Annotated in this window: 21 protein-coding genes; 6 read left to right on the top strand and 15 right to left on the bottom strand. The window is 68.1% G+C overall.

What is annotated here, in order from left to right:
- Window positions 1-95 precede the first annotated feature (95 nt).
- Window positions 96-1,079: a DNA polymerase III subunit delta gene (holA, locus tag ACZ5BU_RS30765; RefSeq protein ID WP_465703934.1), complete on the bottom strand. Its 984-nt coding sequence runs from the start codon at window positions 1,077-1,079 to the stop codon at window positions 96-98.
- Window positions 1,080-1,148: 69 nt separating this feature from the next.
- Here holA and ACZ5BU_RS30760 point away from each other — a divergent pair, with 69 nt between their 5' ends.
- Window positions 1,149-1,700, top strand: a complete 552-nt coding sequence (locus tag ACZ5BU_RS30760; protein ID WP_465703933.1) for an isochorismatase family protein — start codon at window positions 1,149-1,151, stop codon at window positions 1,698-1,700.
- Here the strand turns inward: ACZ5BU_RS30760 and ACZ5BU_RS30755 are convergent.
- Complete coding sequence (locus tag ACZ5BU_RS30755) at window positions 1,697-4,231, bottom strand: ComEC/Rec2 family competence protein (RefSeq protein ID WP_465703932.1); 2,535 nt, start codon at window positions 4,229-4,231, stop codon at window positions 1,697-1,699. The two genes, ACZ5BU_RS30760 and ACZ5BU_RS30755, sit on opposite strands and share 4 nt — an antisense overlap.
- Entirely contained in the window at window positions 4,218-4,643 is a 426-nt protein-coding gene (locus ACZ5BU_RS30750) for a helix-hairpin-helix domain-containing protein (RefSeq protein WP_465703931.1), read from the bottom strand. Before ACZ5BU_RS30750 ends, ACZ5BU_RS30755 begins: the two co-directional genes overlap by 14 nt.
- Window positions 4,644-5,833: 1,190 nt before the next feature.
- On the opposite strand from ACZ5BU_RS30750, the gene ACZ5BU_RS30745 reads away from it, so the two are divergent.
- Both ACZ5BU_RS30745 and ACZ5BU_RS30740 read left to right on the top strand, forming a co-directional pair.
- Window positions 5,834-5,935 carry a hypothetical protein gene (locus ACZ5BU_RS30745; RefSeq protein ID WP_465703930.1) on the top strand — a complete coding sequence of 34 codons (102 nt, stop codon included), beginning with the start codon at window positions 5,834-5,836 and terminating at the stop codon, window positions 5,933-5,935.
- 7 nt (window positions 5,936-5,942) lie between these two features.
- The gene (locus ACZ5BU_RS30740) at window positions 5,943-6,458 is read left to right on the top strand and encodes a hypothetical protein (protein ID WP_465703929.1); all 516 of its coding nucleotides are present in this window, start codon (window positions 5,943-5,945) and stop codon (window positions 6,456-6,458) included.
- Between the two features lie 119 nt (window positions 6,459-6,577).
- On the opposite strand, the gene ACZ5BU_RS30735 is transcribed toward ACZ5BU_RS30740, so the two are convergent.
- Window positions 6,578-7,471 carry a LysR family transcriptional regulator gene (locus ACZ5BU_RS30735; protein WP_465703928.1) on the bottom strand — a complete coding sequence of 298 codons (894 nt, stop codon included), beginning with the start codon at window positions 7,469-7,471 and terminating at the stop codon, window positions 6,578-6,580.
- A 113-nt stretch (window positions 7,472-7,584) separates the two neighbouring features.
- On the opposite strand from ACZ5BU_RS30735, the gene ACZ5BU_RS30730 reads away from it, so the two are divergent.
- The gene (locus tag ACZ5BU_RS30730; protein WP_465703927.1) at window positions 7,585-8,799 is read left to right on the top strand and encodes an FAD-dependent monooxygenase; all 1,215 of its coding nucleotides are present in this window, start codon (window positions 7,585-7,587) and stop codon (window positions 8,797-8,799) included.
- A 614-nt stretch (window positions 8,800-9,413) separates the two neighbouring features.
- Here ACZ5BU_RS30730 and ACZ5BU_RS30725 read toward each other — a convergent pair.
- The 11 genes from ACZ5BU_RS30725 to ACZ5BU_RS30675 form a co-directional block, all read right to left on the bottom strand.
- Window positions 9,414-10,217 (bottom strand): hypothetical protein, encoded by an 804-nt coding sequence (locus tag ACZ5BU_RS30725; RefSeq protein ID WP_465703926.1) that lies wholly within the window; start codon window positions 10,215-10,217, stop codon window positions 9,414-9,416.
- Window positions 10,204-11,382 (bottom strand): ComEA family DNA-binding protein, encoded by a 1,179-nt coding sequence (locus ACZ5BU_RS30720; protein WP_465703925.1) that lies wholly within the window; start codon window positions 11,380-11,382, stop codon window positions 10,204-10,206. The genes ACZ5BU_RS30725 and ACZ5BU_RS30720 overlap by 14 nt, the downstream gene beginning before the upstream one ends.
- An 82-nt stretch (window positions 11,383-11,464) precedes the next feature.
- On the bottom strand, window positions 11,465-12,307 hold the full coding sequence (locus tag ACZ5BU_RS30715) for a DegV family protein (protein ID WP_465703924.1): 843 nt from the start codon (window positions 12,305-12,307) through the stop codon (window positions 11,465-11,467).
- Between the two features lie 727 nt (window positions 12,308-13,034).
- Entirely contained in the window at window positions 13,035-15,590 is a 2,556-nt protein-coding gene (locus ACZ5BU_RS30710) for an ATP-binding protein (RefSeq protein ID WP_465703923.1), read from the bottom strand.
- A gap of 170 nt (window positions 15,591-15,760) precedes the next feature.
- On the bottom strand, window positions 15,761-15,955 hold the full coding sequence (locus tag ACZ5BU_RS30705) for a hypothetical protein (RefSeq protein WP_465703922.1): 195 nt from the start codon (window positions 15,953-15,955) through the stop codon (window positions 15,761-15,763).
- 99 nt (window positions 15,956-16,054) lie between these two features.
- Window positions 16,055-16,474 carry a YjbQ family protein gene (locus ACZ5BU_RS30700; RefSeq protein WP_465703921.1) on the bottom strand — a complete coding sequence of 140 codons (420 nt, stop codon included), beginning with the start codon at window positions 16,472-16,474 and terminating at the stop codon, window positions 16,055-16,057.
- 15 nt (window positions 16,475-16,489) lie between these two features.
- Entirely contained in the window at window positions 16,490-18,970 is a 2,481-nt protein-coding gene (gene leuS, locus ACZ5BU_RS30695; protein WP_465703920.1) for a leucine--tRNA ligase, read from the bottom strand.
- Window positions 18,971-19,133: 163 nt separating this feature from the next.
- Entirely contained in the window at window positions 19,134-20,024 is an 891-nt protein-coding gene (locus tag ACZ5BU_RS30690) for a helix-turn-helix domain-containing protein (protein ID WP_465703919.1), read from the bottom strand.
- Window positions 20,021-20,788 (bottom strand): phytanoyl-CoA dioxygenase family protein, encoded by a 768-nt coding sequence (locus tag ACZ5BU_RS30685; protein ID WP_465703918.1) that lies wholly within the window; start codon window positions 20,786-20,788, stop codon window positions 20,021-20,023. Before ACZ5BU_RS30685 ends, ACZ5BU_RS30690 begins: the two co-directional genes overlap by 4 nt.
- Before the next feature lie 97 nt (window positions 20,789-20,885).
- On the bottom strand, window positions 20,886-21,119 hold the full coding sequence (locus ACZ5BU_RS30680) for a hypothetical protein (protein WP_465703917.1): 234 nt from the start codon (window positions 21,117-21,119) through the stop codon (window positions 20,886-20,888).
- A gap of 20 nt (window positions 21,120-21,139) precedes the next feature.
- Window positions 21,140-22,819: a sodium:solute symporter family protein gene (locus tag ACZ5BU_RS30675; RefSeq protein WP_465703916.1), complete on the bottom strand. Its 1,680-nt coding sequence runs from the start codon at window positions 22,817-22,819 to the stop codon at window positions 21,140-21,142.
- A 158-nt stretch (window positions 22,820-22,977) separates the two neighbouring features.
- On the opposite strand from ACZ5BU_RS30675, the gene ACZ5BU_RS30670 reads away from it, so the two are divergent.
- Window positions 22,978-23,463 carry a hypothetical protein gene (locus ACZ5BU_RS30670; protein ID WP_465703915.1) on the top strand — a complete coding sequence of 162 codons (486 nt, stop codon included), beginning with the start codon at window positions 22,978-22,980 and terminating at the stop codon, window positions 23,461-23,463.
- Window positions 23,460-24,590, top strand: a complete 1,131-nt coding sequence (locus ACZ5BU_RS30665; RefSeq protein ID WP_465703914.1) for a sensor histidine kinase — start codon at window positions 23,460-23,462, stop codon at window positions 24,588-24,590. Before ACZ5BU_RS30670 ends, ACZ5BU_RS30665 begins: the two co-directional genes overlap by 4 nt.

The raw sequence follows: 24,590 nt of genomic DNA, 5'->3' as shown, positions 1-24,590 counted from the left end.
CGTTTACGCATGCCCAAAACCACCACCCCACCCGCACAGAGCACACCTCGCCAGCCGGGGTCAGCGGCGGCGGGACCGGGTGGTCGGTGGGGTGGTTAGCGGCGGCCGTGGGAGCGGGTTACTGTCAGGACCATGCGCTCGAGGGCGTAGCCGGCGTCGCCGGAGGCGCCTTTGACGTCGGCGTCGGCCTGGGCTACGGCCTTGATCGCGGCGGCCAGGCCGCCCGGCGTCCAGCCCCGGACCTGTTGCTTGAGCTGCTTGAGCTTCCACGGAGGTACGCCGACCTCGCGCGCCAGATCCGCGTCCCGCATCCCACCGGCCGCGCTCGCGTACTTCGCCAGCCCGCGCAACCCGCCCGCCATCGCACTCGTCACCAGCACCGGCGCGACCCCGCAGTCCAACGCCCACCGCAGCTGCTCCAACGCCGGCTCCGTCCGCCCGGCGATCGCCGCATCCGCGACCGCGAAGCTCGTCACTTCAGCACGCCCACCGAAGTACTGCCCGATCAGCTCAGCGGTCACCGCCTGCCCGCCCGAGTCCGACACCAGCTGCGAACAAGCCCCGGCCAACGCCCGCAGATCGTGCCCGACCGCATCGACCAGCGCCGACGCCGCCCCCTCGTCCACGGTCCCGCCGAGCAGCCGGATCTCTCCCGCCACGAACTGCGGCAGCTCCCACGCCTTCGGCGCCGTCGCGACAAGCTCGTTGACCGATGCCTTCCGCAACTTGTCGAGGACGCCCTTGCCCTTCTGCCCACCGGAATGCACCAGCACCACCAGTACGTCGTCCGACGAGGCGCCGGCGTACTCGATCAGATGCGGCGCCATCTCACTCGGCAGGTTCTCCAGCGCGCGCAGCACCAGCACCCGCTCGCTCGCGAACAGCGACGGCCCGGTCAGCTCCGCGAACACACCGACGTCCAGCGCCGCCGCCTCCAGGTCCGTCACCTCGACGTCCGCGCTGGTCTTCGAGACCGCCGCGATCGCCGACCGCACCGCCCTATCCGCCAGGAACGACTCGGTCCCGGTCACCAGCAGAACGTCACCGAGCTTCGGCGCAGAACCTTTACGAGCAGCCACGACGCCAGCATCCCACGCCGCGCGGACAATCCCGGTGCGCGCCCTGGGCAAACCGGCGAGGATGACGCCATGACCTCAGCTGTCGACGCGTTGGTAGTCGTGGATGTACAGACCGCGTTCGTCTCCGGCCCAGACCCGGTACCAGGCGCCGCACAACTCCTGGAACGCATCGGCGAGCTGCTCGACCGCGCGCGTGAAGCCGACGCGCTCGTCGTACATCTACAGAACGACGGCCCGCCCGGCGCCGACGACGAACCCGGCACGCCGGGATGGGAGCTGTACCTACCGGTGAAGCCCGGCCCCCGTGAACAGGTGATCCGCAAGCCGAGGGACGACGGCTTCGACGCGACTCCCCTCGGGGAGCTCCTGGTGTCGGCCGGCGTCCGGTCGCTGGCGATCTGCGGGGTGATGTCGGAGATGTGCGTCCACGCCACCGCCAAGACCGCACTAGCCCGCGGTTACCACGTCGTCCTTCCGTACGACGCTCACGGCACCTACGACATCCCCGCCGTGCCAGGCGTCTCCGAAACAGTCCCGGCCCACATAGCCTCCCGAGTAGCCGCCTGGTCCCTCGGCAACCAGACCCACAACACGATCCCCAGCTCGGCGATTGGCTTCTAACCGACCAGCTCCTGGGGTTGGGTGGTGAGGGACAGGTGGTTGTTGGTGTTGGTGATGACGAGGGTTCCGCTGGTGTTGGTCGTGGCGGTGCGGACTGTGGTGTGGGACAGGAGGTCGAGGGTTCTCGGAGCCGGGTGGCCGTAGTCGTTGTTGCGACCAGCTGAGACCACCGCGAGGCGGGCGTTGGCGGCCGCGATGAACGCCGGCTCCTGCTGAGCCGACCCGTGGTGCGGGACCTTCAGCACGTCGGCACGTAGATCAACCCCGGTCGCGAGCACAGCCCGCTGCGACTCCGGCTCGAGGTCCCCGGTGAGCAGGATCCGTAGCCCGGAAACCTCGACCATCATCGCGATACTGGCGTTGTTCTCCGGCGACCCCTCGTCCGTCGACGTCGCCGACGACGTACCCGGCGGAGGAAGCGCCGGCACCTTCGCCGGCCACAAGGTCGTCCAACTCACCCCGCCAACGGACCGCTGCTCATGGAACGTCACAGTACGCACCCCCACTCGATGCTGCCCCGCAAGCTCAACCACCCGCGCGTACTCGGCCCGCGGCGAGAAGTACGGCGTCACCTCGATCTCGTCCACCTTCCGCCCGTTCAACACACCTGCCAAGCCGCCGACGTGATCGGCGTGGAAGTGAGTCAGCACGACCACCGGGATGTACCTCACCCCTAACTCCTTGAGACACCGATCCATCGCCGCCGGCTCCGGCCCGGTGTCGACGACAACCGCCGCACCGTCACCCGCTCGCAGTACCAACCCGTCGCCCTGCCCGACGTCACACACGACGAACACCCAATCGCCCGGCGGCCACCCGAACGATCCGACAGGCCGCAGTACGACGACCGCCAGCACGACCACCGCCACAACCATCGCGATCGGCCGGGCCAGGACGCGGTGCATGCCGACGACGAGCACGACGCAGAGCAACGTCAGTACCGCGACGCCGATCACCGTTGCAGGCCAGTCGTTCGCAGCGCCGGGCAGGTTCGCGCCTTCGCGGGCAACCAGAATGATCCAGCGAGCCGGCCAGCCCGCAACCCACCCGACGAACTGCGCCAGGCCCGTACTCACCAACGCGACACCGGCCGCGACGAAGCCGAGGATCGTCGCCGGACCAACTGTTGGACCCGCCAACAGATTCGCCGCGACCGCGACCAGCGACACCTGCCCCGACAGCCACGCGACGATCGGCGTACACGCAAGCTGAGCGGCAAGCGGGCACGAGATCGCCTCCGCCAGCCACCCGGGAAGCCACCGCGCCATGGCATCCCGCCAGCCAGGCCCGAGCAGTACGATCCCCGCGGTCGCGAGCACCGACAACGCGAATCCGGCCGACCGCGCGAGCGACGTGTCGAGCAGCAGGAGCATGATCACCGCGACCGACAGACTGCGTACGGCACGGCGCTGCCCTCCCCCGCTGGTCATCGCAGCCAAGGCAATCAAGCCCATCGCGGCCGCACGCAGCACGCTCGGCTGCGGCCGGGCGAGTACGACGAAGACGACAACCGTCAGCACACCGACCACGGTCAGACCGCGCGCACGTACGCCGATCCCTCGCGCCAGCGGGAGTACGAACGCAAGCAACAACGTCAGATTCGTCCCCGAAACCGCCGAAAGGTGTGTGAGGCCGGTCGTCTGGAAGTCCGCGTTCAGCTCGGTGGACACACCCGAGACGTCGCCCATCACAAGTGCCGGGACGAGACCGCGGACATCGTCTGGCTGGTCCGCTACCGCATCGCGCAAGCCAGCACGGACCTTCTCGGCCGCCCGCAACCACCACGCCGGCGCGTCTATCACCCGTGGTGGTGAGCGGGTCGAGAACATCGCGGCGACACCCGCGCCACCGTCGACCTCCTCGAGCCGGCCGGTGGCGTCGACGTGCTGCCCGTACCGGACGTTCTGCCACCTAGCGGTCCCCACAACGAAGACCGGAGTATGAAGCCGAACAGTGCCAATGGTCGCGGAGCCTGGGCCGGTGCCGCGTGCACGGATCTCCTCGATGGTTGCTTTGACGACGACGTAAGGCGGACGGTGGGTGGTTGTGCTTTGACGCAGGGACGGGTCTCCCTCGATCTTCAGGCGGGCGTTGACAGTCGCGGAGCCGGTCGCGAGCTCGCGCACCGGTCCCGCAAGCAGAGAGGCTGACTGGAGCGCGGCCGCGATTCCCAACCCCGCAACGACAACCAGCGAGCCCACCGCCGCCCAACCGAAGGTCTTCCAAGCTCCGGCCTGCCGCTGGTGGGGCGTCTGCCTGCGGAGAAGCAGCGTGACAGCGGCGCCGGCAGCGAGGGCGAGCGTCGCGACAAGGAAGCCGGTGAGTGGGCAGTGGCCGACCAGGAGCGCCGCAGCAAGCCAACCGGTGGCGGATGGGATGAGTAGGCGGGCGTCGAGTGGCTCCTCCGGCGGGGCGGGAGCCGCGACGTCCGGCTCCGTCTCCGTCTCCGTCTGACGGTCGAGATCACGCTCGGGCCCGGTTCGGTCCGGCAGCGGCGTGGGTGGTTGGGCGGCGGGGTCAGAGGCGGACATGAGGTTTGAAGGAGTCGAACTTCTCGGGGCCTACGCCAGGGAACTCCTGGAGCTGGACGATCGTGGTGAAGAGTCCGTTCTGGGCGCGGTAGTCAACCATGCACTGAGCGAGCACGGGGCCGACGCCGGAGAGCGCGTCCAGTTGGTCGAGCGTGGCGGCGTTGAGGTTGACGGGGGCACTGGGCGCTGTGGTTGGGGCCGATGTGGCGATGGCCGGTGGGTTCGTGGGTGGGGGCTGGTTGAGCCGGCCGACGATGATCTGTTCGCCGTCGGTGACCTGGCGAGCGAGGTTGAGGGTGGTGAGGTCGACGCCCGGGAGTTGACCGTCGGCGAGGGCAAGGACGTCGGCCGCACGAGACCCGGCCGGGGCTCTGACCAGGCCCGGGTAGCGGACCGTGCCGACGACGTACACGACGACGAGCGGTTGATCTGGCGAACCTTCGGCGCCACGCGATTGGTTCGTGCCGGGTGACTGGTTCAGGCCAGGTGACTGGCTGGTTGCGGGCTGAGTCTGGCTCGCACCCGATGGGCGTTGGCTGGGGATTTGGACCCGTTCGGGAATCCGTCCACCGCGCACTTCGTCATCACGCTCCTCCTGCTGTCCGGTGTGATCGTGCGGGTCTTCGTCGAGCGCGCGGATTGCGGGGACATGCGTGTTCGGCCGAACGGCGAGGCGGGCCAGGGCTCGCTCTCGGGCATCCGGGGGGTGGGTTGGGAGCGCGACGGAAGACCTTCACGCCCAGAGAAAGTACGAGTTCGCGAACTCCTCGAACCGACAACTTGGCATCTGTGGAGAACAGCGCACCCCAGAGCGACATCGACCCGAAAGCCTGGGCTCCTGCTCGTGCTGGCCTCGTTCCGGGTTGGTACTACCTGCGGCTGATGAGGCCTCTTCGGGCCGGACGAGGTTGGCTGGGCTGAACGAGCTGCCGGAGATCGTGTCGGTGGGCGCACCGACGACTGGAACGGCTGTTCTGGTCGTGGTGCTGGTGCCGCGGCGCATGAATCCCTGGACGCTTGACGAGACCGTCGTCCCAACCCTCGCCCCTAGTCGCCCTCAATGCCACTTGATCTCCCGCCACTGCACGCCTCGCGTCTCTTGCGTCCCAAAGAGTTCGACACGTCTCGTCGCGCCTTGGTCACTGGCGCCGGCCCCGACCTCGCGTGCGCTGACCCAAGCGGCATGCCGCCCGCTGCGACCATCCAGCCGGATTTGGCGAGCCTGAAATTCCATCGCGTACTCGCTGCGCGATCCCTTGTGAATCTCCACGACCACGTTGACCGAATTCACTCGTCGTCCTCAGCTCAGAAGGACCATGAGCCCCAGCGGCGGTTGCGGCCAGCGCATGGGCGGTCGGGGTAGGCCCATCCCCGAACAGACGTTTGCCAGACAGGTCCATGATGGGTTGGGACTCACGGTGGTAGTTGTGAGCTTTGTCGTGCTGCCCCGTCGGCCGGGTCGTCCCCCCTCTGACCGGAAGGATCCTCGGCGCCCGAATCGACGGAGCAACCCCGTCCGCAGGGACATCGGTTATGAGCGACTGTTCCGCCGCAACTAGGCGACTCGAGGAGGGACTGACGATGGGTGGCAATGATGAGAGTGTGACAGCAGCTGACGCTTTCGTGTTCTTCGGCGCAACCGGTGATCTCGCCCACAAGATGATCTTTCCGGCGCTCTACCGGATGGTGAAGCGAGGAGGTTGAACGTCCCGTGATCGGGGTCGCGTACTCACACTGGGGCCTGTCCCAGCTGCGCGACCACGTGCGGGACAGCATCGCCCAGGCCGACGGAGGGGTCGACGACACCGCGGCCCTCGACCGGCTGCTGTCGATGCTGTCCTACGTCGACCGCGACTACGGCGACCCGGCCACTTTCGCCGCGCTACGAAAGACGCTCGGTGATGCCCGCCGCCCGGCGCACTACCTGGCCACACCGCCTTCGTTGTTCGCCACGGTGATCGAGGGCCTCCAGGCCGCGGGACTGACCCAGGACGCGCGGGTGATTGTGGAGAAGCCGTTCGGGCGTGACCTGGACTGGGCGAGGGAACTCAACGGGGTTGTGCGGTCGGCGTTCCCGGACTCTGCGATCTTCCGCATCGATCACTTCCTTGGCAGGGAGGAGATCATGAAACCGGATCAAAGAGGCCAGCCAAGTGCTACGTCGCTTTGTCGCGACAGTGGTCGTGTACGACCCGGCAACCACGGGCGCCGGCTTCTCCTGCACTGACATCGGCGTACTCGCCGCCTGGGCCTCGGCGCAACCGGCCTCGCCCTGCTCTTCTTCCGCTGGACCCCGTCAACCGAGTGACCCGCGGTCAGGTTTGAAACGGCTGGTACGGGTGACGGTCAGGGCTCTTGGTGTGTGAGGGGGCCCAGGGCTTGGGCCGTCTGTGCGAAGTCCTGGATTGCGTCGGACTGGGCGTTCGTGCGCCAGATCAGGGCCCACTGCGCCAGCGGTGCGTCGTGGATGGGTATGTACGCGATGTCGGGACGTGCGAAGTACCGGGTGCCGTGTGCGAATGCCATTGAGACGGCTTCGCAGTTCGACAGGAGGGGAAGCATGTCCGCGAGGCTCGTGACGGAGGGGCCGAGCGGAATGGGACGGCCGCTGGGGGTGCGGCGGGGGATGAGCCCTTCGCGCCAGTAGTCCGGCTTGGCGCCGCCCATGACGACTTCGTCGGCTAGGACCTCGTACGAGACCGACTGGCGTTCGGCCAGCCGATGGGCCGCGCCGACGGCCAGGACAACGGGCTCGATGTAGACGACGGGGCCGACGGTGAGGTCAGGTTCCCTGACGGGGAGCCAGAGGATCTGGAGGTCGACCTCCCCGGTGCGGAGCGGCCCGAAGGGGTCGCCGAACCCGCAGTGCCGGATCTGCACGTCGCTGGTGGGATATCGGGTGCGGAAGGCGTCCAGCAGCGGGCGTAGATCGTGGTGATTGCCGCCGACCATGCCGATGCGCAGTACGCGCGTCATGCCGCGCGCGGCGCGGACGGCGCGGTCGATGGCTGCGCGCATGCCGCGGTACATCGGGTCCAGATCGTCGAAGAGTTGCTGGCCGTTCGGGGTCAGCTTCACGCGCCGGCTGGTGCGTTCGAACAGAGCGGCGCCGATCTGACGTTCCTGCTTCCTGATCGACTGACTGACCCGGGACGGGGTGACGTGCAGACGCTCCGCGGTCCGGCCGAAATGCAGCTCCTCGGCGAGGACCAAGAAGATCTCGATGTCCCGAAGCTCCATCAGCGCCTCCCGATCGTGAACCTGTCGCTCAACAGTGCGTTGCCCAGATCGGCGTTGTTCGCGATTGCCGACATCGCGGACGCTAGCAGGGCACCCTGTCCAAAGGAGCCCTGATGAAGATCCTGATTTCCGGCGCCAGTGTCGCCGGTCCCGCACTCGCCTACTGGCTGCGCCGCTACGGGTTCACGCCCACCGTGGTCGAGCAAGCTCCCGCCCTGCGTGCCGGCGGCTACAAGGTCGACCTGCGCGGGGTTGCGATGGAGGTTGTCACACGGATGGGCCTGCTGTCCGCCGTTCGTGAGTCCAGCACCAAGATCCGCGGCGGCGCCTGGGTCAACGACTCCGGCAAGGCGCTGGCGACCCTTGGCCCGGATCTGATCGGCATGCGCGCGCCCGGGGACGACGAGGTCATGCGCGGTGACCTGTCCAACCTGCTGTACCAGACCACGAAAGCCGACGTGGAGTATCTGTTCAGCGACTCGATCACGAGCCTCACCGACGGCCCCGACGGCGTCGCGGTCACCTTCCGGCACGCGGCGCCCCGCCTGTTCGATCTGGTCATCGGCGCCGACGGGCTGCACTCGGCCGTGCGCCAATTGGCATTCGGCGAGGAGGATCGTTTCGTCCGCCCGCTGGGCATGCATGCGTGCGTCGTCACCGTTCCCAACACCTTCGGGCTGGATCACTGGGAACTGCTCTACCCGACCCCCGGCCGGGTGGTCAACGTGTACAGCACCCGCCCGGACCTCGCCAAGGCTCAGTTCGTCTTTCCCACTCCCGCAACCCTGCCCGGCCGTTCCGACCGCGCGGCGCAGGAACGCGTGGTCGCGGACTCCTTCGCCGGGATCGGCTGGAAGACCCAGACCCTGCTGCGGGCCATGCCCGCCTCGCCGGACTTCTACTTCACCTCCATCAGCCAGGTCCACCTCGAGCAGTGGTGGACCGGCCGGATCGCGCTGGTCGGCGATGCAGCGTACAGCCCCTCGCCCCTGTCCGGTCAGGGCACCAGCCTCGCGGTCGTGGGAGCCTATGTCCTGGCCGGCGAACTCAAGGCCGCAGCGGGCGACCACCGCCGCGCCTACGCCAACTATCAGCAGGCCATGAGCGAGTACGTCGAGACGAATCTGACCCTCGGCGCGAGCAACGCCGGCCAGATGGTTGCGGGCAGCGCCCGGCAGATCCGCCTGCAGACCACGATGATGCGGCTGGTCAGCCACCTGCCGTGGAAGGACCTGGCCATGCGGCCGATCATGAAGCCCCTCAACCACGCCGCGAACGCCATCACTCTCGAGACGTACGACGAATCTCCCGACGGCGTCGCCGCGTAACGAGCTTAGAACTTGCTGCTCCTCCTCTTCACGACCGCACCGACCGTCGCGGCCTCGCGACGACCGGGCACCCGAGGATTGCGAGTGCATGGCGGCCCTTTCACGACGTGACTTTGGACCCTGGGTGCCCGAGCTTCGCCTGACGACGAAGACGTGACGCAGGCGGTGCAACACACAGCGAATGTCACGGCGCCTGGCCGGACTCGCCCGGCGACGAGTTCGGGCCACGGTCGAAGACGACCCTCCGCCTGTCTGAGGGGTTACAGACGGTAGTTGCCATCGACAACTTTACCCTCGGTCCCGCGGTCGGTGGCATCCGGATGCGACCGGAGGTGAGACCGGCTGCGGTGGTCCGGCCGGCGCGCAGAATGACGCTGTCGCGGGACCACAAATGGACCGGGACTGGTCTGGGTCCAATCCCGGTACCATCGACGGCGCTATCTCGTCTGCGTCGCGGCCGCTGCCGGGTCCTCCCGGAGCTGAGGGCACATTGGGGGCCGTGCAAGGTTCCGACCTCGCCGCAACTGTCTACATAGCACGCCTGCAGGACGTATGCCACGAGACCACGAAAGGACCAAGACAGATCTGGGTCCGTCCCAGTCCTATCGACGGCGCTACCTCGTCTCCCTCGTGGTCGCTGCCGGGCGCCAAAGATCCCTTGGCCGGTTCGGGGCTGCACAGACGCCACATAGAGCCCTCGCTGGCTGACCGCTCGGAATCAAGGTGCGCTCGAGGGTGGAGAGCATCGCGGCAACCTCGCCGCCGGTGTCAGCGCGATCGAGTCTCCCGTTCGCCTCGACATGCTGTCCGAATCTGACGGTCTGCCATTTCGCGTTCCCGATCACCAGTACTGGCGTACGGACCCGAACCGTCTTCGTTCGTTGACTGCGCACCTCCTCGATAGTTGCTTTCACCACCACGTACGGCGGGCGCCTGCTGGTAGTGCTCTGCCGCAACGACGGATCCCCGTCGATCCGCAACCGCACCTTCACCGTCCCCGCCCCACCGGCCAACTCGTACACAGGCCCCGCCCGCAACCCCGCGACCTGCAGCCCCGCCGCGATCGCAAGTCCCCCGACGACCACCAACACCCCCACAGCGGCCCAGCCCCGCCGAGCGCCAACAGCACTCCAACGATTCGCGGCGCGCGACGACGGATCCGGGTCCCTCGCCGGCGAGGGCGTCCGACGCTGCCGACGTACCAGCAGCAGGCCGACAACCGCCGCCATGACCAGCGCCCCGCCACCGACGACGCCACCCACCAAGGGCGCCTGCCCCACCAGCACCGCCGCGGCCAACCACCCGGCAGCCGCCGGCGTCAGCAAGCGCAGGTCGACCGGCTCGACCTCCGCCGGGTCGTCCGCCGGCTCGTCTGCCGGGTCGGGGTCCGGGGCTGGGGTGGGGTCAGATGCGGACATGGGATTTGAGGGAGTCGAACTTCTTGGGGCCTACGCCGGGGACCTCCTGGAGTTGGTCGATGGTGGTGAAGGGGCCGTTCTGGGTTCGGTAGTCGAGGATGCGTTGGGCCAGGACGGGGCCTACGCCGGGGAGGGCGTCCAGTTGCTCGACGGTGGCGGTGTTGAGGTCCACGGGGGTGTTCGGGGCCGTCGTGGGGGTGGTGGGTTGGGTTGATGGTTGGGGTGGGCCCGTGGGTTGGGGCTGGTTGGGTTGGCCGACGATGATCTGTTCGCCGTCGGTCACTTGGCGGGCGAGGTTGAGGGTGGTCAGGTCTACGCCGCGCAGTGCGCCGCCGGCGAGGGTGAGGACGTCGGCCACGCGCGCGCCGAGCGGGGCGCGGACCAGGCCGGGTCGGCGTACCTTGCCTGCCACGTAGACGACTACGAGCTGCTGGTTCGGTGTCGTGCCGGCGCCGGGTAGCTGGCCGGGGCCGAGCTGGGTCTGGTTGGCGGCCGGCTGGGTGGAAGCAGGCTGGCCGGTGCCCGGCTGGGTCTGGCCGGTGCCTGGTTGGGTCGAGGAGGCGGAGGGTTGGCCTGTGCTCGGACACGGCTGGGTTGTCGTGGGTGCGAGCTGAGTGGGGCAGGGTTGGGCGACTGAGCTGCCAGTAGTTGTGGTGATGGGGTGGTTCTCGGAGATGGGGGTGGGGCGCGCGCGGAGGAAGGTCCACGTGGCCCAGGTGAGGCCGACGGCGAGGACTGCCAGGAGGACGAGGACGTGGCGCGGGGTGAGCGTCCAGCGGGCGTCACGCAGCCGGTCGACGATCCGATCGGGTCGGTGGTTCTGGTGGTCAGGCTGCCCGGGTGGACGGCGGTCCGGGTGGTGGCGTTCGGGTTGCTCGGGTGGGCGGCGGTTGGGGTGGTGGTGTTCGGGATGCTCGGGTGGGCGGCGGTCGGAGTGGTCGCGTTCGGAGTGGCGTTCGGTGGGGTCGTGTTCGGAGTGGTCGTCGGGGTTGGGTTGTTGGTTGGGGGTCCATCCGCCGCGCACCTCATCACGCTCCTCCTGGTATTCGGGGTGTTCGTCGGGGGTGTGGAGGTCGGCGTGCGTGGGCGGCCGGGCGGTGAGGCGCGCGAGGGCGCGGGCTCGGGCGTCCGGGGTCGAGGGGTCGGTACGGCGGAAGACCTTCACAGCCAGAGAAAGTACGAGTTCTCGGCAGGATCACACCGGCGACTTCAAACCTGTGGAGAACAGGAAGCAGGCGGGCAGGTGCTCAGAGGGGGCTTACCACTACGGCTAGGAGGCCCGGGCCCACGTGGGCTCCGATTACGGCGCCCACTTCGCGGACGACCAGCTCTTTCGTTTGGGGGAGGCGGGCGGTGAGGGTGTCGGCCAGGGTCTGGGCTTTTTCCAGGTTGGACAGGTGGTGGACCGCCAGGTCCACTGGGGTGTCGCCGGCTCGTTGAATGGCTATGTCGGCCAGGCGGGCGATGGCTCGGCTCGAGGTGCGGACCTTCTCCAATGGGACTATCCGGCCGCCGTTGATGGTGAGCAGCGGCTTCACGGCCAGGGCGGTGCCGAAGAGGGCCTGGGCGGCACCTATGCGGCCGCCACGGCGGAGGTATTCGAGGGTGTCCACGTAGAAGTAGGACGAGATCGTCTTCATCCGGGCCCGGGCGGCGGCCTCGACCGTGGCGGCGTCCTCGCCGGCGGCGGCCGCGGTGGCTGCGGCCAGGACCGGGAAGCCGAGGCCCATCCCCAGGGAGCGCGAGTCGACGACGTGGACCGGGATCGGGGACTCCTTCGCGCCGATCATCGCGGCTTCGAAGGTGCCGGACATGTCGCCGGAGAGGTGGATCGAGACGACCGCCTCGGCGCCGTCGGCGGCGCAGGCCGCGTACGTGTCGGCGAAGGTCTGCGGCGCCGGCCGGCTCGTGGAGACCGGCGTGAACGTCTTCAGCGCCTCCGCGACCGCGTCCGCGGAGGTGGCGCCGTCGTCGTACGACGTGCCGCCGATCACGACCTGCAGCGGTACGACGGTCACCGGGAGGCGGAGGAGCTCGTGCGTGGACAGACCGGCCGTGGAGTCGGTGACGACCTGCACGCGGGCTGCCATGCAGCGAGGTTACCGGACGGTTAAGCAACCAGTAACGTCCCAGCGCAGTGCCGAACTCCACAAGCTGAGTGAGACAGCGCACCAGAGCAGCGAGGTGAAGGCCACCCCTCCGGGGCCTTCACCTCGCTTCGGGAACTCTGCCGGGCTCCTGGCGTCCCCTGTGCGTCAACAGCCCGGCGTGTTCGGCTGACTCCCCCTGGCTGTCAGCTGACGTTGATCGGGCCCCGACGAGCTACTCCCCGTATCCGGCTCCGCATGAACCGGCCTGACCGCGAGCTCGCCGAGGTCCCGGGAGGTCCCAGCGGCCGGCCGACCGGCGGGTGACCAAACCCGCCGGTTTACCCGCGCCAACCGGGCCGCGACACTCGTCCCCTGTGTCGTGTGCCTGACCCCGTGCTGGGACCCCGCCCCGGAAGCAGTGCGTGTAAGGTGCACCGCGCCGGGTACAGGCAGGACAGATCCACACTCGACAGCACTCCGGAGCTCTCGGCCGCCGGTCGGCGCCCCCACCAACCAGCCACCGGAGGCCCTCCGCGTCGCCTTCGCCGAGCCATGCGGTCGGGCGCTGTGCCATGGCCTCTTCATGGTCCACCGCCTTTCCCGCCGCTTTCCGGTGTCGGACTCTGCTTCGTGGAACCTGCCCTACGGCTGTAATTCTTTGCCGCCCGGCCATGTCAGGACGAGGCAGAACTACCGGCAGTTACCCGGCAGCTTCGGCGGATCCGCGTCAGGAAAGGGCGGCGAGTACGTCGTTGGCCAGCCGCTGTACCGCGGCCGCCGGATCGGGCTGCGGCCACCCGTCAGCGGCCGTGGCGGTCTGGCACGACTCCTGCAGCACCGCCCACGCAGTCGGCAGCATCGGCGGGTCCATGGTGCGCTGCCACGCCAGCAGCTCCCCGCAGACCGCATCTCCCGCTTCAGAACGACCGAGCGCATGCAGCACCGCCACAGCTTCCGGCAGTACTTCGAGCAGGTACACGACCCGCCCTTCGAGCAGCAGCCGGTTCAGCGCATCCAGCACCGCCAGACGAGCCTGCTCCACCTCACCGGCAGCACGGGCCAGCCGCGACCGGTAGAGCATCACCAAGTAGTCGAAGTACCCACGGTGAGCCCGGATGTCCGCGTCGGCCTGGTCGAGCAGGGCGCGCGCTTCGTCGTACCGGCCGTCGTGGTACTCGACCATGGCCAGGCAGCCGGCCACCTTCGTACGCTCAGGGTCGTCGGACGCCTGGCTGTCGCGGGCGAGCAGGGCCCAGTGACGAGCACCGGCCAGGTTCCCCAGCTCGAGGTCGACTCGGCTGAGGGCCATGTACGCGATCTCGTCCGGGTAGACGCCCGGGTTCACCAGCGCGGCCTCCCAAGCGAGCAGGAGGTCACGCGCCTCCGCCAAACGACCCCAGCGCAGCAGAGCCAGCCCACAGGTCGCCTGTACGGTCGCAGACCGCTGCAGGTCGCCGTGCTTCCGAGCGTCGTCCACCAGCGCAGGAACCTCGGCCAGGCTCTGCGTATCGAGTAGATGCGAGCCGGACGACACCCAGCCGCCCCGAGCGACCAGACCCATCTCGGTCTCGCCCGGGATGAGCTTGCGCGCCTCCTCGTAGTGCCGCCGCGCCCCGTGGATGTCACCGGTCAGACTGGACAGCCGTCCCGCGATGGCGAGCAGACGACCGCTCGTCTCCTGGTCAGAGACATTGGAAGAGCACAGGGTTGCCCAGCGGATCCCGCTCTCAGCCACGCTCGCCTGGTACTGCCACGCGACCCGGAACCCGAGCACGATCCGCGCCGCCGTGTCCCACTCCCCCAGCTCCGCGGCCCGCGCCAGCGCCACCTCGAACAGCGCCGAGTTCGCATGCGCCGCCCGGTACCGCCGGTCGCGGTCCGGCGACGACCACGCGCCCTCCAGCCCGGACACGTACGTCGTACACCACTTGACGGCCCGGTTGCGGAACTCGGTGAGGTCGTCCCCCTGCGACGACAGCCCGCCGTACGCGTGCTCCCGGATCGTCTCCAGCAGCTTGTACCGCGCGCCGTACAGCTGCTCGAACTCGTGGACCGGCTGCAGCAGCGACTTCTCGACCAGCTCCGCCAGCAGCATCGGTACGTCGAGCTCGTCGATCGGCATACCCGTACAGACGCCTGCAACGGCCTCGAGCGTGAAGGGCGACCCGAGCACCGAGGTCCGGTACAGCAGCTGCCGTGCAGGATCCGACAGTCCGTCGACGCTCCACGCGATCGTGTCGGCCAGCGTGCGCTGATGTGGTGCACCGAACCGCCGCGGCCCGGACAGCAACCGGAAGCGGTCGTCGAGCGCGGCCAGGATCGTCTCCACCGACAAGGACCCGGCCCGCGCCGCCGCCAGCTCCAGCGCGAGCGGCAGCCCGTCCAACCGCCGGCAAAGCCGAGCCACGGTCGGCGCGTTTGCCTCAGTCAGCTTGAAGTCCGGACGCACCCGGGCGACCCGGCGGCAGAACATCTCGACGGCCGGCGAGGCCACGATCTCGTCGAAGTTCTCGTCGTTCGCCGGTACGCCGAGCACCTGTACGCGTCGTACCACCTCGTCCGGCAGCCCGAGCGGGATCCGGGACGTGACGAGCACGCCGATGCCCGGGAAACTCCGCACCATCCGGTTCGCGACCGTGGCGACGCCGTCGAGCACGTGCTCAGCGTTGTCCTCGACGATCACCAGATCACCAGGACGGCGGCCGGACAGTACGTCGTCCAGGTCCGACGTACCGGGAGCTGTGCCGAAGGCATCGAGGATGGCCGACGGTACGGCGGCGTCGCGCTGCACGGTCGTCAGGTCGACGACCACGACCGTCGTGTCCGCGCCGGAGAACCGGTCCGCCGCCGCCAGCGCGAGCTCGGTCTTCCCGACGCCGCCCGGACCCACCAGCGTGACGAGCCGGTTCTGCCCCAGTAGCGCCTCGAGCTCGTCCAGCTCCTGCTCACGTCCGACGAGTCCGTCCGGGATCGGCCGCGTACCGCGCCAGCGCAGACCGGTCGGAGCCGCATCCGCCACCGAGACGGTCGGCGCGGTGGGACGTACGACAGGGCGCCCCGAGCCGTGTCCCGCGGCCTGCAGGAACTCGGCCACGTCCTCGAGCCCCAAAGCGGACGCGAGCAACCGGACCGAGTCCTTCCGCGGGCGCGCGACCCGGCCGGCCTCCATCTCCCGGATCGAGCGCACACTCAGCCCGGCCCGGTCGGCCAGCTCCTCCTGCGAAAGGCCTGCCTGGACCCTCAAGTCGAGCAGCAACTCGGCGAACCCTCGCCGACCGCCCACCCGGCCATCCCTGTCCGACACAGCCCGTCACCCCTCTGAAGGCCTCACGTACCTGACACAACATAGCGTCATGGGTACGTTTCCGCCGGGGCTACCCGGTGTGCGGGATGCGGTCTGGGTCACACGGAAATCGCGCCTAATGAATTCCTGCGGGCTCAGAAATACATGTTTCAAGCAGTCGCGCGAACCGACCGGGATTCGTTTTCTCCGGCATAGAGGGAAAGCACACCGGCCCAGTCGTCGATCCGCGCGTGGGTGTCGGCGCGGCCGGTGTCGGCATTCAGCAGACTGCCATCGGAAATGCCCCGGGTGGCGCGAACCAGGAGCTCAACGGTGACGTCGCGCAGGGTTTCCAGGGCAGCCATACGGCAATTCAAGCGGAGTCGTGTTTCGCAAACGTAACGCGACCGGCAACATCACGATAAGTCACCAAAAACCGGAAAAGGTTGTTACCCGGTGGTCCGTTAACCGGCCAGCCAGGAAAGCCGGACCTGCCGGTGCGGATTGTCCACATTCGTGTCGACCAGGCAGATCGATTGCCAGGTACCGAGCATCAGCCGCCCGTCCAGCACCGGGACCGACGCGTACGGCGGGATCAGCGCGGGCAGGACGTGGTCACGTCCGTGCCCGGGCGTGCCGTGCCGGTGCCGCCAGCCGAAATCGCGCGGCAGCAGCTCCGCCAGCATCGCGAGCAGATCGGTGTCGCTGCCCGCGCCCGTCTCGAGGATCGCGATCCCCGCGGTCGCGTGCGGCACGAACACGTGCAGCAGCCCGTCGCCCTGGGCCTGGTGGGCCTCAGCGGCGACGAACTGCTCGCACGCGCTCGTCAGGTCGTACACGACCTCGGAACCGCCGGTCGTGACGTCGATCAGCTCGGAACGCATCCAAGCAGCGTAGTCCTACGCCGGGACGATGTTGACCAGCTTCGGTGCCCGCACGATCACCTTGCGGGTACCACGACCGTCCAGTGCCTTCTGGATCGCCTCGGACGACAGCGCCAGCTGCTCCAGGTCGGCGTCGGAGATGTCCGGCGCGACCTCCAGCCGGTCCTTGACCTTGCCGGCCACCTGGATCACGCAGGTCACGGTGTCCTGGACCAGCAGCGCCTGGTCGACCTTCGGCCAGCCGACCTTCGCGACCGTCGGCTCGTGGCCCAGCTCCTCCCACATCTCCTCGGCCGTGTACGGCGCGACCAGGCTCAGCAGGATCGCCACCGTCTCGACCGCCTCGCGGACCGCCGGGTCGGCCGCGCCCGGTCCGGCGTCGATCGCCTTCCGGGTCGCGTTCACCAACTCCATGATCCGCGCGACCATCACGTTGAAGCGGTGCGAGTCGATCAGCTCGGCCGCGTCGGCCACGGTCCGGTGGGTCAGTTTGCGCAGCTCCCGGTCGCCCGTCGACGGGTCGGCGCCGACCGGCGACTCGACCGCGCCGGCCAGCCGCCACGCGCGCTGCAGGAACTTCAGCGAACCACCCGGCGACATGTCGGCCCAGTCGATGTCGTCCGCCGGGGGCCCGGCGAACACCATGGTCAGCCGGACGGCGTCGACACCGTACTCGTCGATCATATCGCCCAGGTTCACGCCGTTGCCCAGGGACTTGCTCATCGCCTTGCCCTGGTTGATGACCTGTCCCTGGTTCAGCAGCCGGGTGAACGGCTCCACCACGTTCAGCAGGCCCATGTCGTACAGCGCCTTCACGAAGAAGCGCGCGTACATGAGATGCAGTACGGCGTGCTCCTTGCCGCCGACGTACTGGTAGACCGACATCCACCGCTCCGCCGTGGCCTGGTCGAACGGCCCGTCGGTGTACTCCGGCGACAGGTAGCGCAGGAAGTACCACGAGGAGTCGACGAACGTGTCCATCGTGTCGGTGTCGCGCTCGGCCTTGCCGCCGCACTTCGGGCAGTCGACCTCGACCCACTCGCGGGCCGCGGCCAGCGGGGACACGCCCTTCGGCTGCAGGTCGGCGCCGCGCAGGTCGGGCAGCTCCATCGGCAGCTGGTCGTCCGGTACCGGCACCTCACCGCAGGCCGGGCAGTGGACGATCGGGATCGGGCAGCCCCAGTAGCGCTGACGGCTCAGCAGCCAGTCGCGCAGCCGGTAGTTGATCGTGCGCTCGCCCAGGCCCTTGTCCTGCAGCCAGTCGATGATCCGCGTCTTAGCCTCGGCGATGTCCAGGCCGTCCAGGCTGATCTCGTCGTTCGCGCTGTTGATCGCCGGACCCTCGCCGGTGAAGGCCTTGCCCTCGAAACCTTCGGTCGGCTGCACGGTACGGACGATCGGCAGGCCGAACTTCTCCGCGAACTCCCAGTCCCGGGTGTCCTGTCCGGGGACCGCCATGATCGCGCCGGTGCCGTAGTCGGCCAGTACGTAGTCGGCCGCCCAGATCGGGATCCGCTGCCCGGTCACCGGGTTGATCGCGTACGAGCCCAGGAAGACACCGGTCTTCTCGCGCTCGGTGCTCTGCCGCTCGATCTCGGTGGTTGCCTTGACCTTGGTCAGGTACTCGTCGAAGGCGGTCTGCTGCTCCGGCGTGACCAGCTCGGCGGCCAGCTTCGCGTCCGGCGCGACCACCATGAAGGTGGCGCCGAACAGCGTGTCCGGGCGCGTCGTGAACACCCGGATCGGCTCGGAGCGACCCTCGACCTGGAAGTCCGCGAAGGCACCCTCGGAGCGGCCGATCCAGTTCCGCTGCATCAGCAGGATCTCTTCCGGCCACTGCAGCTGGTCCATGTCGTCCAGCAGGCGCTGCGCGTAGTCAGTGGTCTTGAAGTACCACTGGGTCAGCTCCCGCTTGGTGACCTCCCAGCCGCACCGCTCACAGCGTCCTTGGACGACCTGCTCGTTCGCCAGCACGGTCTGGTCGTTGGGGCACCAGTTGACGTACGACGCCTTGCGGTACGCCAGGCCGCGCTCGTACAGCCGCAGGAACAGCCACTGCGTCCAGCGGTAGTACTCCGGGTCGGACGTGTGCAGCCGGCGCGACCAGTCGAAGCTCAGCGCGTACCGCCGGATCGACTCCGCCTGGGTCTCGATGTTCGCGTACGTGTACGTCGCGGGGTGCTCGTTGCGCTTGATCGCGGCGTTCTCCGCGGGCAGGCCGAACGAGTCCCAGCCGATCGGGTTCAGTACGTCGTACCCCTGCTGGAACCAGTAGCGCGCCAGGACGTCGTGCAGCGCGAACACCTCGGCGTGACCCATGTGCAGGTCGCCGGACGGGTAGGAGAACATCGTGAGCGCATAGCGACGCTCCGCCGAGCCGTCGTCCTTCGCCTTGAACGGGTCCAGCTTCTCCCACACCGGACGCCACTTGGCCTGCATGGCGTTGAAGTCGTAGCCGCCCCTGTCGATCTGGGCGTCATCTACCTGCTCGCTCACGGTCCTACTCCTGCTTCGTGGTCTTGTTGAGCCTAAATCTGCCAGAAATGAAAAATCCCCTCACACAGGAGGGGGTGCCGTACCGGTCCGGCGCTCAGATTGCGCCTGGATGCCAGTACGGCTACGTAAGGAGCAGGCTCACTCGCATGCGGTCAGGATAGCACTAGAGGAACTCCGTCCCGCCGGTACGACGGTGGTCGCCAGGCGTGCGGCCGTACTTGCGTTTGAACGCGGTCGAGAACGGCCGTACGTCTGAGTAGCCACAGGCGCGTGCCACGTCTGTCACAGACAACGTTTGATCCAGCAGCAGCTGAGCGGCCAACTCAAGGCGTAGGCGCCGCAGGGTGGACATGATGGTGTCGCCGGTTTGCTGGGTGAAGAGGCGTTCTGCGTGGCGCTCCGAGAGGTGGGCTGCCGCTGCCACGTCTCTGACGGTGATGGGGCGGGAGAGGTTGTCTCTGAGGTGCCTTTGCATCGCCTCTACTACTAGGGGACCTCTGTCTCGGCGGACAGGCTCAACAGCTAGGTCCTCGGCGAGGGCGAATGCTCGTGCGGTCTCCATCACGAGCGTGGATCCCAGGGCTGTCAGAGCAGTTTCGTAGCCGGACACCGGAGCTGCAGCTTCCCCGGCCAGCGCTGTGACGAGGGCTGGGAGCGCACCCGTTCTCGTCGACATGACTGGGCCATCAGTGCGAGTCAGGCCGGACCACCAGCCGTGCTCGTCCGAGCCTGGGCGAAAGGTAAAGCCCCAGAAGGCGATCCCGAGCGGCTCAGTGCGGGAGGACTCGATCTCGTGGACGTCACCGGGGCGTGCGAGGAACACCGAGCTCGGCACGACGTCGTACTGTACGGAGCCGTTGTTGAAGCGTCCCTCCCCCGAGTACGCCAGGCAGACCTCGTGGAACGAGTGGCTGTGCCAGTAGTTGCGCCAGTACTCCGGCCGGTAGTGCCCCCAGCTGAGGAAGTCCGCGTGGAAGCCGTCGACCTCACAGGACTCCAACAGCCCCGCGAGGTCGACGAACCGGTCAGCACCGGCCAGATCAGAGAGGGTCAAACAGCACTCCTGCCAGTGGGGTCGACTCCTCGCAGCATCATGCCCTGGCCGAGCGACCAGTCGTGGGTCTTCACCGTCGGCGGGTCCGCCGGGTCGCGGTACTGGATCAACCACGTCGTACGGGCCTCGTCGCTGGTGTTCACGCCGGACCCGTGCACGGTCAGGTACGTGAAGAACAGTACGTCTCCCGCCTCGGCCGGCTGCGGTGTCGCCGCGTCGAACGACGGCTCCAGCAGGTGGTACGACCCTTCCGGGCTGTGCTCGCGCGGCCCGTCCTTGTGGCTGCCCGGGATGACCCGTACGCAGCCCTTCTCGACCGGCGCGTCGTCGAAGTGGAAGATCGCCGCCCCGACCCGGTGGTAGGTGTGCGGGAAGAACGGGTAGTCCTGGTGCAGCGGGAACGGCGAACCGTTCTCCGGCGGCTTCACGAACAGCTTGGTGTGGTGCAACTGGACGTTGTCCACCCCCATCACCGCGGCGGCCACGTCGGTGAACCGTGGGTCCACCAGCAGCTTCGCGAACTCGGCGTCGTAGAACTGCGCGTCGTGCAGGTGCTGCAGCTTGGTGGGTGCGTCCGCCATGTCGCGAGCGGCCCCCCAGGTGGGGTCGTCGGACCGGTTCAGCCGCGCCAGCAGGTCGTGGCTACGGGTGCGGTAGTACGCCGCTTCTTCCTTGCTGAGCAGGCCTTTCACCAGTACGAAGCCGTCGTCGGCGTACTGCTGCGCGAGCGACGACAGCTCGGGCCGCTCGGATGTGATCGTCATCTCGGAGTACCTCCTGATCGGGTACTTCGAGCCTACGAACGCCGGCGTCCGGGCGGGAGGATCCGACCGGACGCCGATGTTCGTCAAACGGACATGCTCACTCCTCGTCCGGTACCGCGATCGGCCGCAGCCGCGCCCACAGCACGAACAGGGCGGCGAACACGAGCATCCCGATGCCACCCCACAGGTTGATGTTGATCCCGGCCGCCTTGTCGGTCTCGGCCTGGCTCCCGGTGATCCCGAGGACCGTCAGGACCACGCCGTAGATGCCGACCAGCAGCGCGATCACCATCCGGATGTCGAACGCTCCGGCCTTCTTCTTCTCCGCCATCACAGTGCTCCTAAACCGGGTCAGCTGAAGATGATGTTCAGGGCGATGGTCATCGCCAGCGAGATCCCGGCCAGCAACACCGGCTTGCGGTACCAGCCACCGTCGCCGGCGACCGCGACCTCGGTGCGCTGTTCCTTCGGCGTCAGCGAGTAGACCAGGCCGATCAGCTCGGTCTCCCGCTTCGGCGTCGTCAGCATGCTGACCAGCAGGCTGATCAGGATGTCGACCACGAACGCCGCGCCGGCGCCGACGAAGCTGGCGCCTTGACCGGGCAAGTTGATGACGCCGTTCTCGGACAGTACGAAGACCAGGATCGCGGTCGCCGTACCGCTGACCAGACCGACCCATCCGGCCGTCGCGGTCATCCGCTTCCAGAACATACCAAGGATGAACGTCGCGAACAGCGGTGCGTTGAAGAACGAGAACAACTGCTGCAGGTAGTCCATCAGGTTGCTGTAGCCGGAGGCGATCGCGGCGGTGCCGATCGCGATCAGCGTGCCCGCGACGGTCGCCCAGCGGCCGGTCCGCAGGTAGAACTCGTCCGGCCGGTCCTTGAGCACGTACCGCTCGATGATGTCGTACGACATGACCGTGTTGAACGAGCTCAGGTTGGCCGCCATCCCGGCCATGAACGACGCCAGCAGGCCGGTGATCGCGAGGCCGAGCATGCCGTTCGGCAGCAGGTCGCGCATCAGCAGCAGGATCGCGTCGTTGTAGTCGACCTCGCCCTTGCCGGTGGCCTTGAACTGGGCCAGTTCGGGCACGATCACCGCGGCGATGATGCCGGGGATGATCACGATGAACGGGACGAACATCTTCGGGAACGAGCCGATGATCGGGGTCCGCCGGGCCGCCGACATGTTCTTCGACGCCATCGCGCGCTGCACCTCGACGAAGTTCGTCGTCCAGTACCCGAACGAGAGCACGAAGCCGAGGCCGAACACGATCCCGATCACCGACAGGAAGCTGTTGCCGAACCCGCTCAGCGCGTTGCCCGGCCAGGCCGACATCTGCTCACCGCCGCCCGGCGACGCGGTCACCTTGTCGACCAGGCCCTGCCAGCCGCCGACCTTGTGCAGGCCGACCAGCGTGAGCGGCAGCAGCGCGGCGACGATCACGAAGAACTGCAGCACCTCGTTGTAGATCGCCGCGGACAGCCCGCCGAGGGTGATGTAGCTCAGCACGATCACGGCGGCGACGATCACCGACACCCAGATCGGCCAGCCGAGCAGTACGTTGACGATGGTCGCGAGCAGGAACAGGTTCACGCCCGCGATCAGTACCTGCGCCAGCGCGAAGCTGATCGCGTTCACCAGGTGCGCGGGTTTCCCGAACCGGCGGAGCATGAACTCCGGCACGCTGCGGACCTTCGAGCCGTAGTAGAACGGCATCATCACGACACCGAGGAACAGCATCGCCGGGACCGCGCCGATCCAGAAGTAGTGCACGGTCGGCATGCCGTACTGGGCACCGTTCGCCGACATGCCCATGATCTCGATCGCGCCGAGGTTGGCCGAGATGAACGCCAGGCCGGTCACCCACGCGGGCAGCGAGCGCCCGGACAGGAAGAAGTCGAGGCTGCTCGACACCGCCCGTCTGGCCAGGTACCCGATGCCCAGTACGAAGACGAAGTACAGCGCGATGATGACGTAGTCGATCGCCGTGGCATCCAGTCTGAGGATGGATTGTTGCGGGAGCATCAGCCCTCCGGATCGCCTGAGTGTGACAGCTCGTGTTGTTACCGCTCAGGAACGTTACTACTTCTTTCAACTACGTGGCACGCGACACCTGTTCTCCACCCGGATCTCCACCCGTGGTCTGTCCTCACCGAGTGCAGTCCCGGCCTACCGTCCGTGACATGAGCTTCGGAACCGTGCCCAACGCATTCGTCGTGATCGCCGTCGTGATCGCCGTCATCGCCCGGCGGCTGTCCTGGTCCGAGCTGGAGAACTCCGACACCGACGTCTGGCGCGGTCCGGTCGTGCTGATCGGGGTCGGCGTCTACCAGCTGTACGCCAAGCACGTGCAGCTCGGCGTCGCCGACGTGACCCTGCTGGTGATCGGAGCGGCTGTGGCCCTGGTCGCCGGCGTCGCCGGCGGACGGGTCGCCCAGGTCGAGCGACGCGCCGGGAAGGTGTTCTACCGGCTCGGTCTGCCCGGACTGGGCATCATGGTGGCCTACCTGATCATCCGGCTCGGCCTGGCGGGCGTCGGCCATCTGCTCGGCGTACCGGTCGCCGAGGGCGGTGCGCTGATGGTCTCGCTCGGTGCGAACCTGTTGACGCAGTCGATGATCATCCAGGGCAAGGCGAGCCGCATGGCCGAGGAGTACACCAACCAGTGAAGCTGAAGGCGCTGCTGCCGTCCCGTCCGCACGGCGAGAGCGGCTGGGTCGGCCGGGTGCTCACCGCCGGCGTTGCGATCGCCGTACTGGCCACTGCGCGTCCTGCGGACAGCTGGGTGTGGGTAGTACTTGGCGTGACGTTCGGCGTCTTCCTGCTCGGGTCTCTGCTGATGGCCGCCCGGCCCTACGTCGCCTTCGTCCTGCTGTCGGCTGTTGCCGTCAGCAACGCCTTGATCGCGGGGTACTCGCAGTCGAACGCCCTGGTACTCGTACTGGTCGCCATTACCGACATCGCTGTGATCGACTTCCGACGGCACGGCAACCGGCCCATCGTGGCCGCCGGCATCGGCGTGGCGGTCGCGTATGCCGGCTCGGCGTGGCTGTTCGACCAGTCGGACACCTGGTACTTCACGCAGTTGCTGTGGACCGCAGTACTCATCGCGTTCGGGTTGAACCGGCGGCAGTACGAGGTGCAGGCTCGGCAGACCGAGCAGCTGCTGGAGCAGACCCAGTTGGCACAGAGCGAGCATGCGCGGGCTGCGGCGCTGGAGGAGCGCGGGCGGATCGCCCGCGACCTGCACGACGTACTGGCGCACTCGCTGGGCGCGCTGAGCGTTCAGCTCGAGGTGGCCGAGGCCCTGCTCGAGGAGCGCCGTGACACGGCCGGGGCGCTGGAGCGCGTACGTCGTTCGCGCAGGCTCGCCGTACAAGGGCTGACCGAGGCGCGTTCCGCTGTGGCAGCGCTACGGGCGGACGAGGTACCTGAGCTTCCTGCCGCGCTGGCTGCGCTGGCAGAGCAGCACATCGCGGATCACGGGACTGCTGTGCGGCTGACGGTTACCGGCCGGCGGAAGTTGGAGTCCGGGGTCACCGTCGCGCTGCTCGGTGCGGCTCGTGAAGCGCTGACGAATGCGGCGAAGCACGCGCCTGGTCAGATTGTTGACATGCGGCTTGTTTACAACGACGGCGGCGTCCAGGTGTCGGTGCGGAACAAGGGCGTCACGAACGGCGAAGGGTTCGGGTTGACGGGAATGCGGGAGCGGTTGGCCCTGGTGGGCGGCACGTTGACGGCAGGTCCGGACCCGAGTAGTCCAGACGACTGGTTGGTGGTGGCGGAGGTTGACTGA

Source organism: Kribbella sp. NPDC031520 (assembly GCF_055580825.1).
The sequence above is the reverse complement of the archived record's forward strand: the minus strand, read 5'-3'. Positions and strand labels throughout refer to the sequence as shown.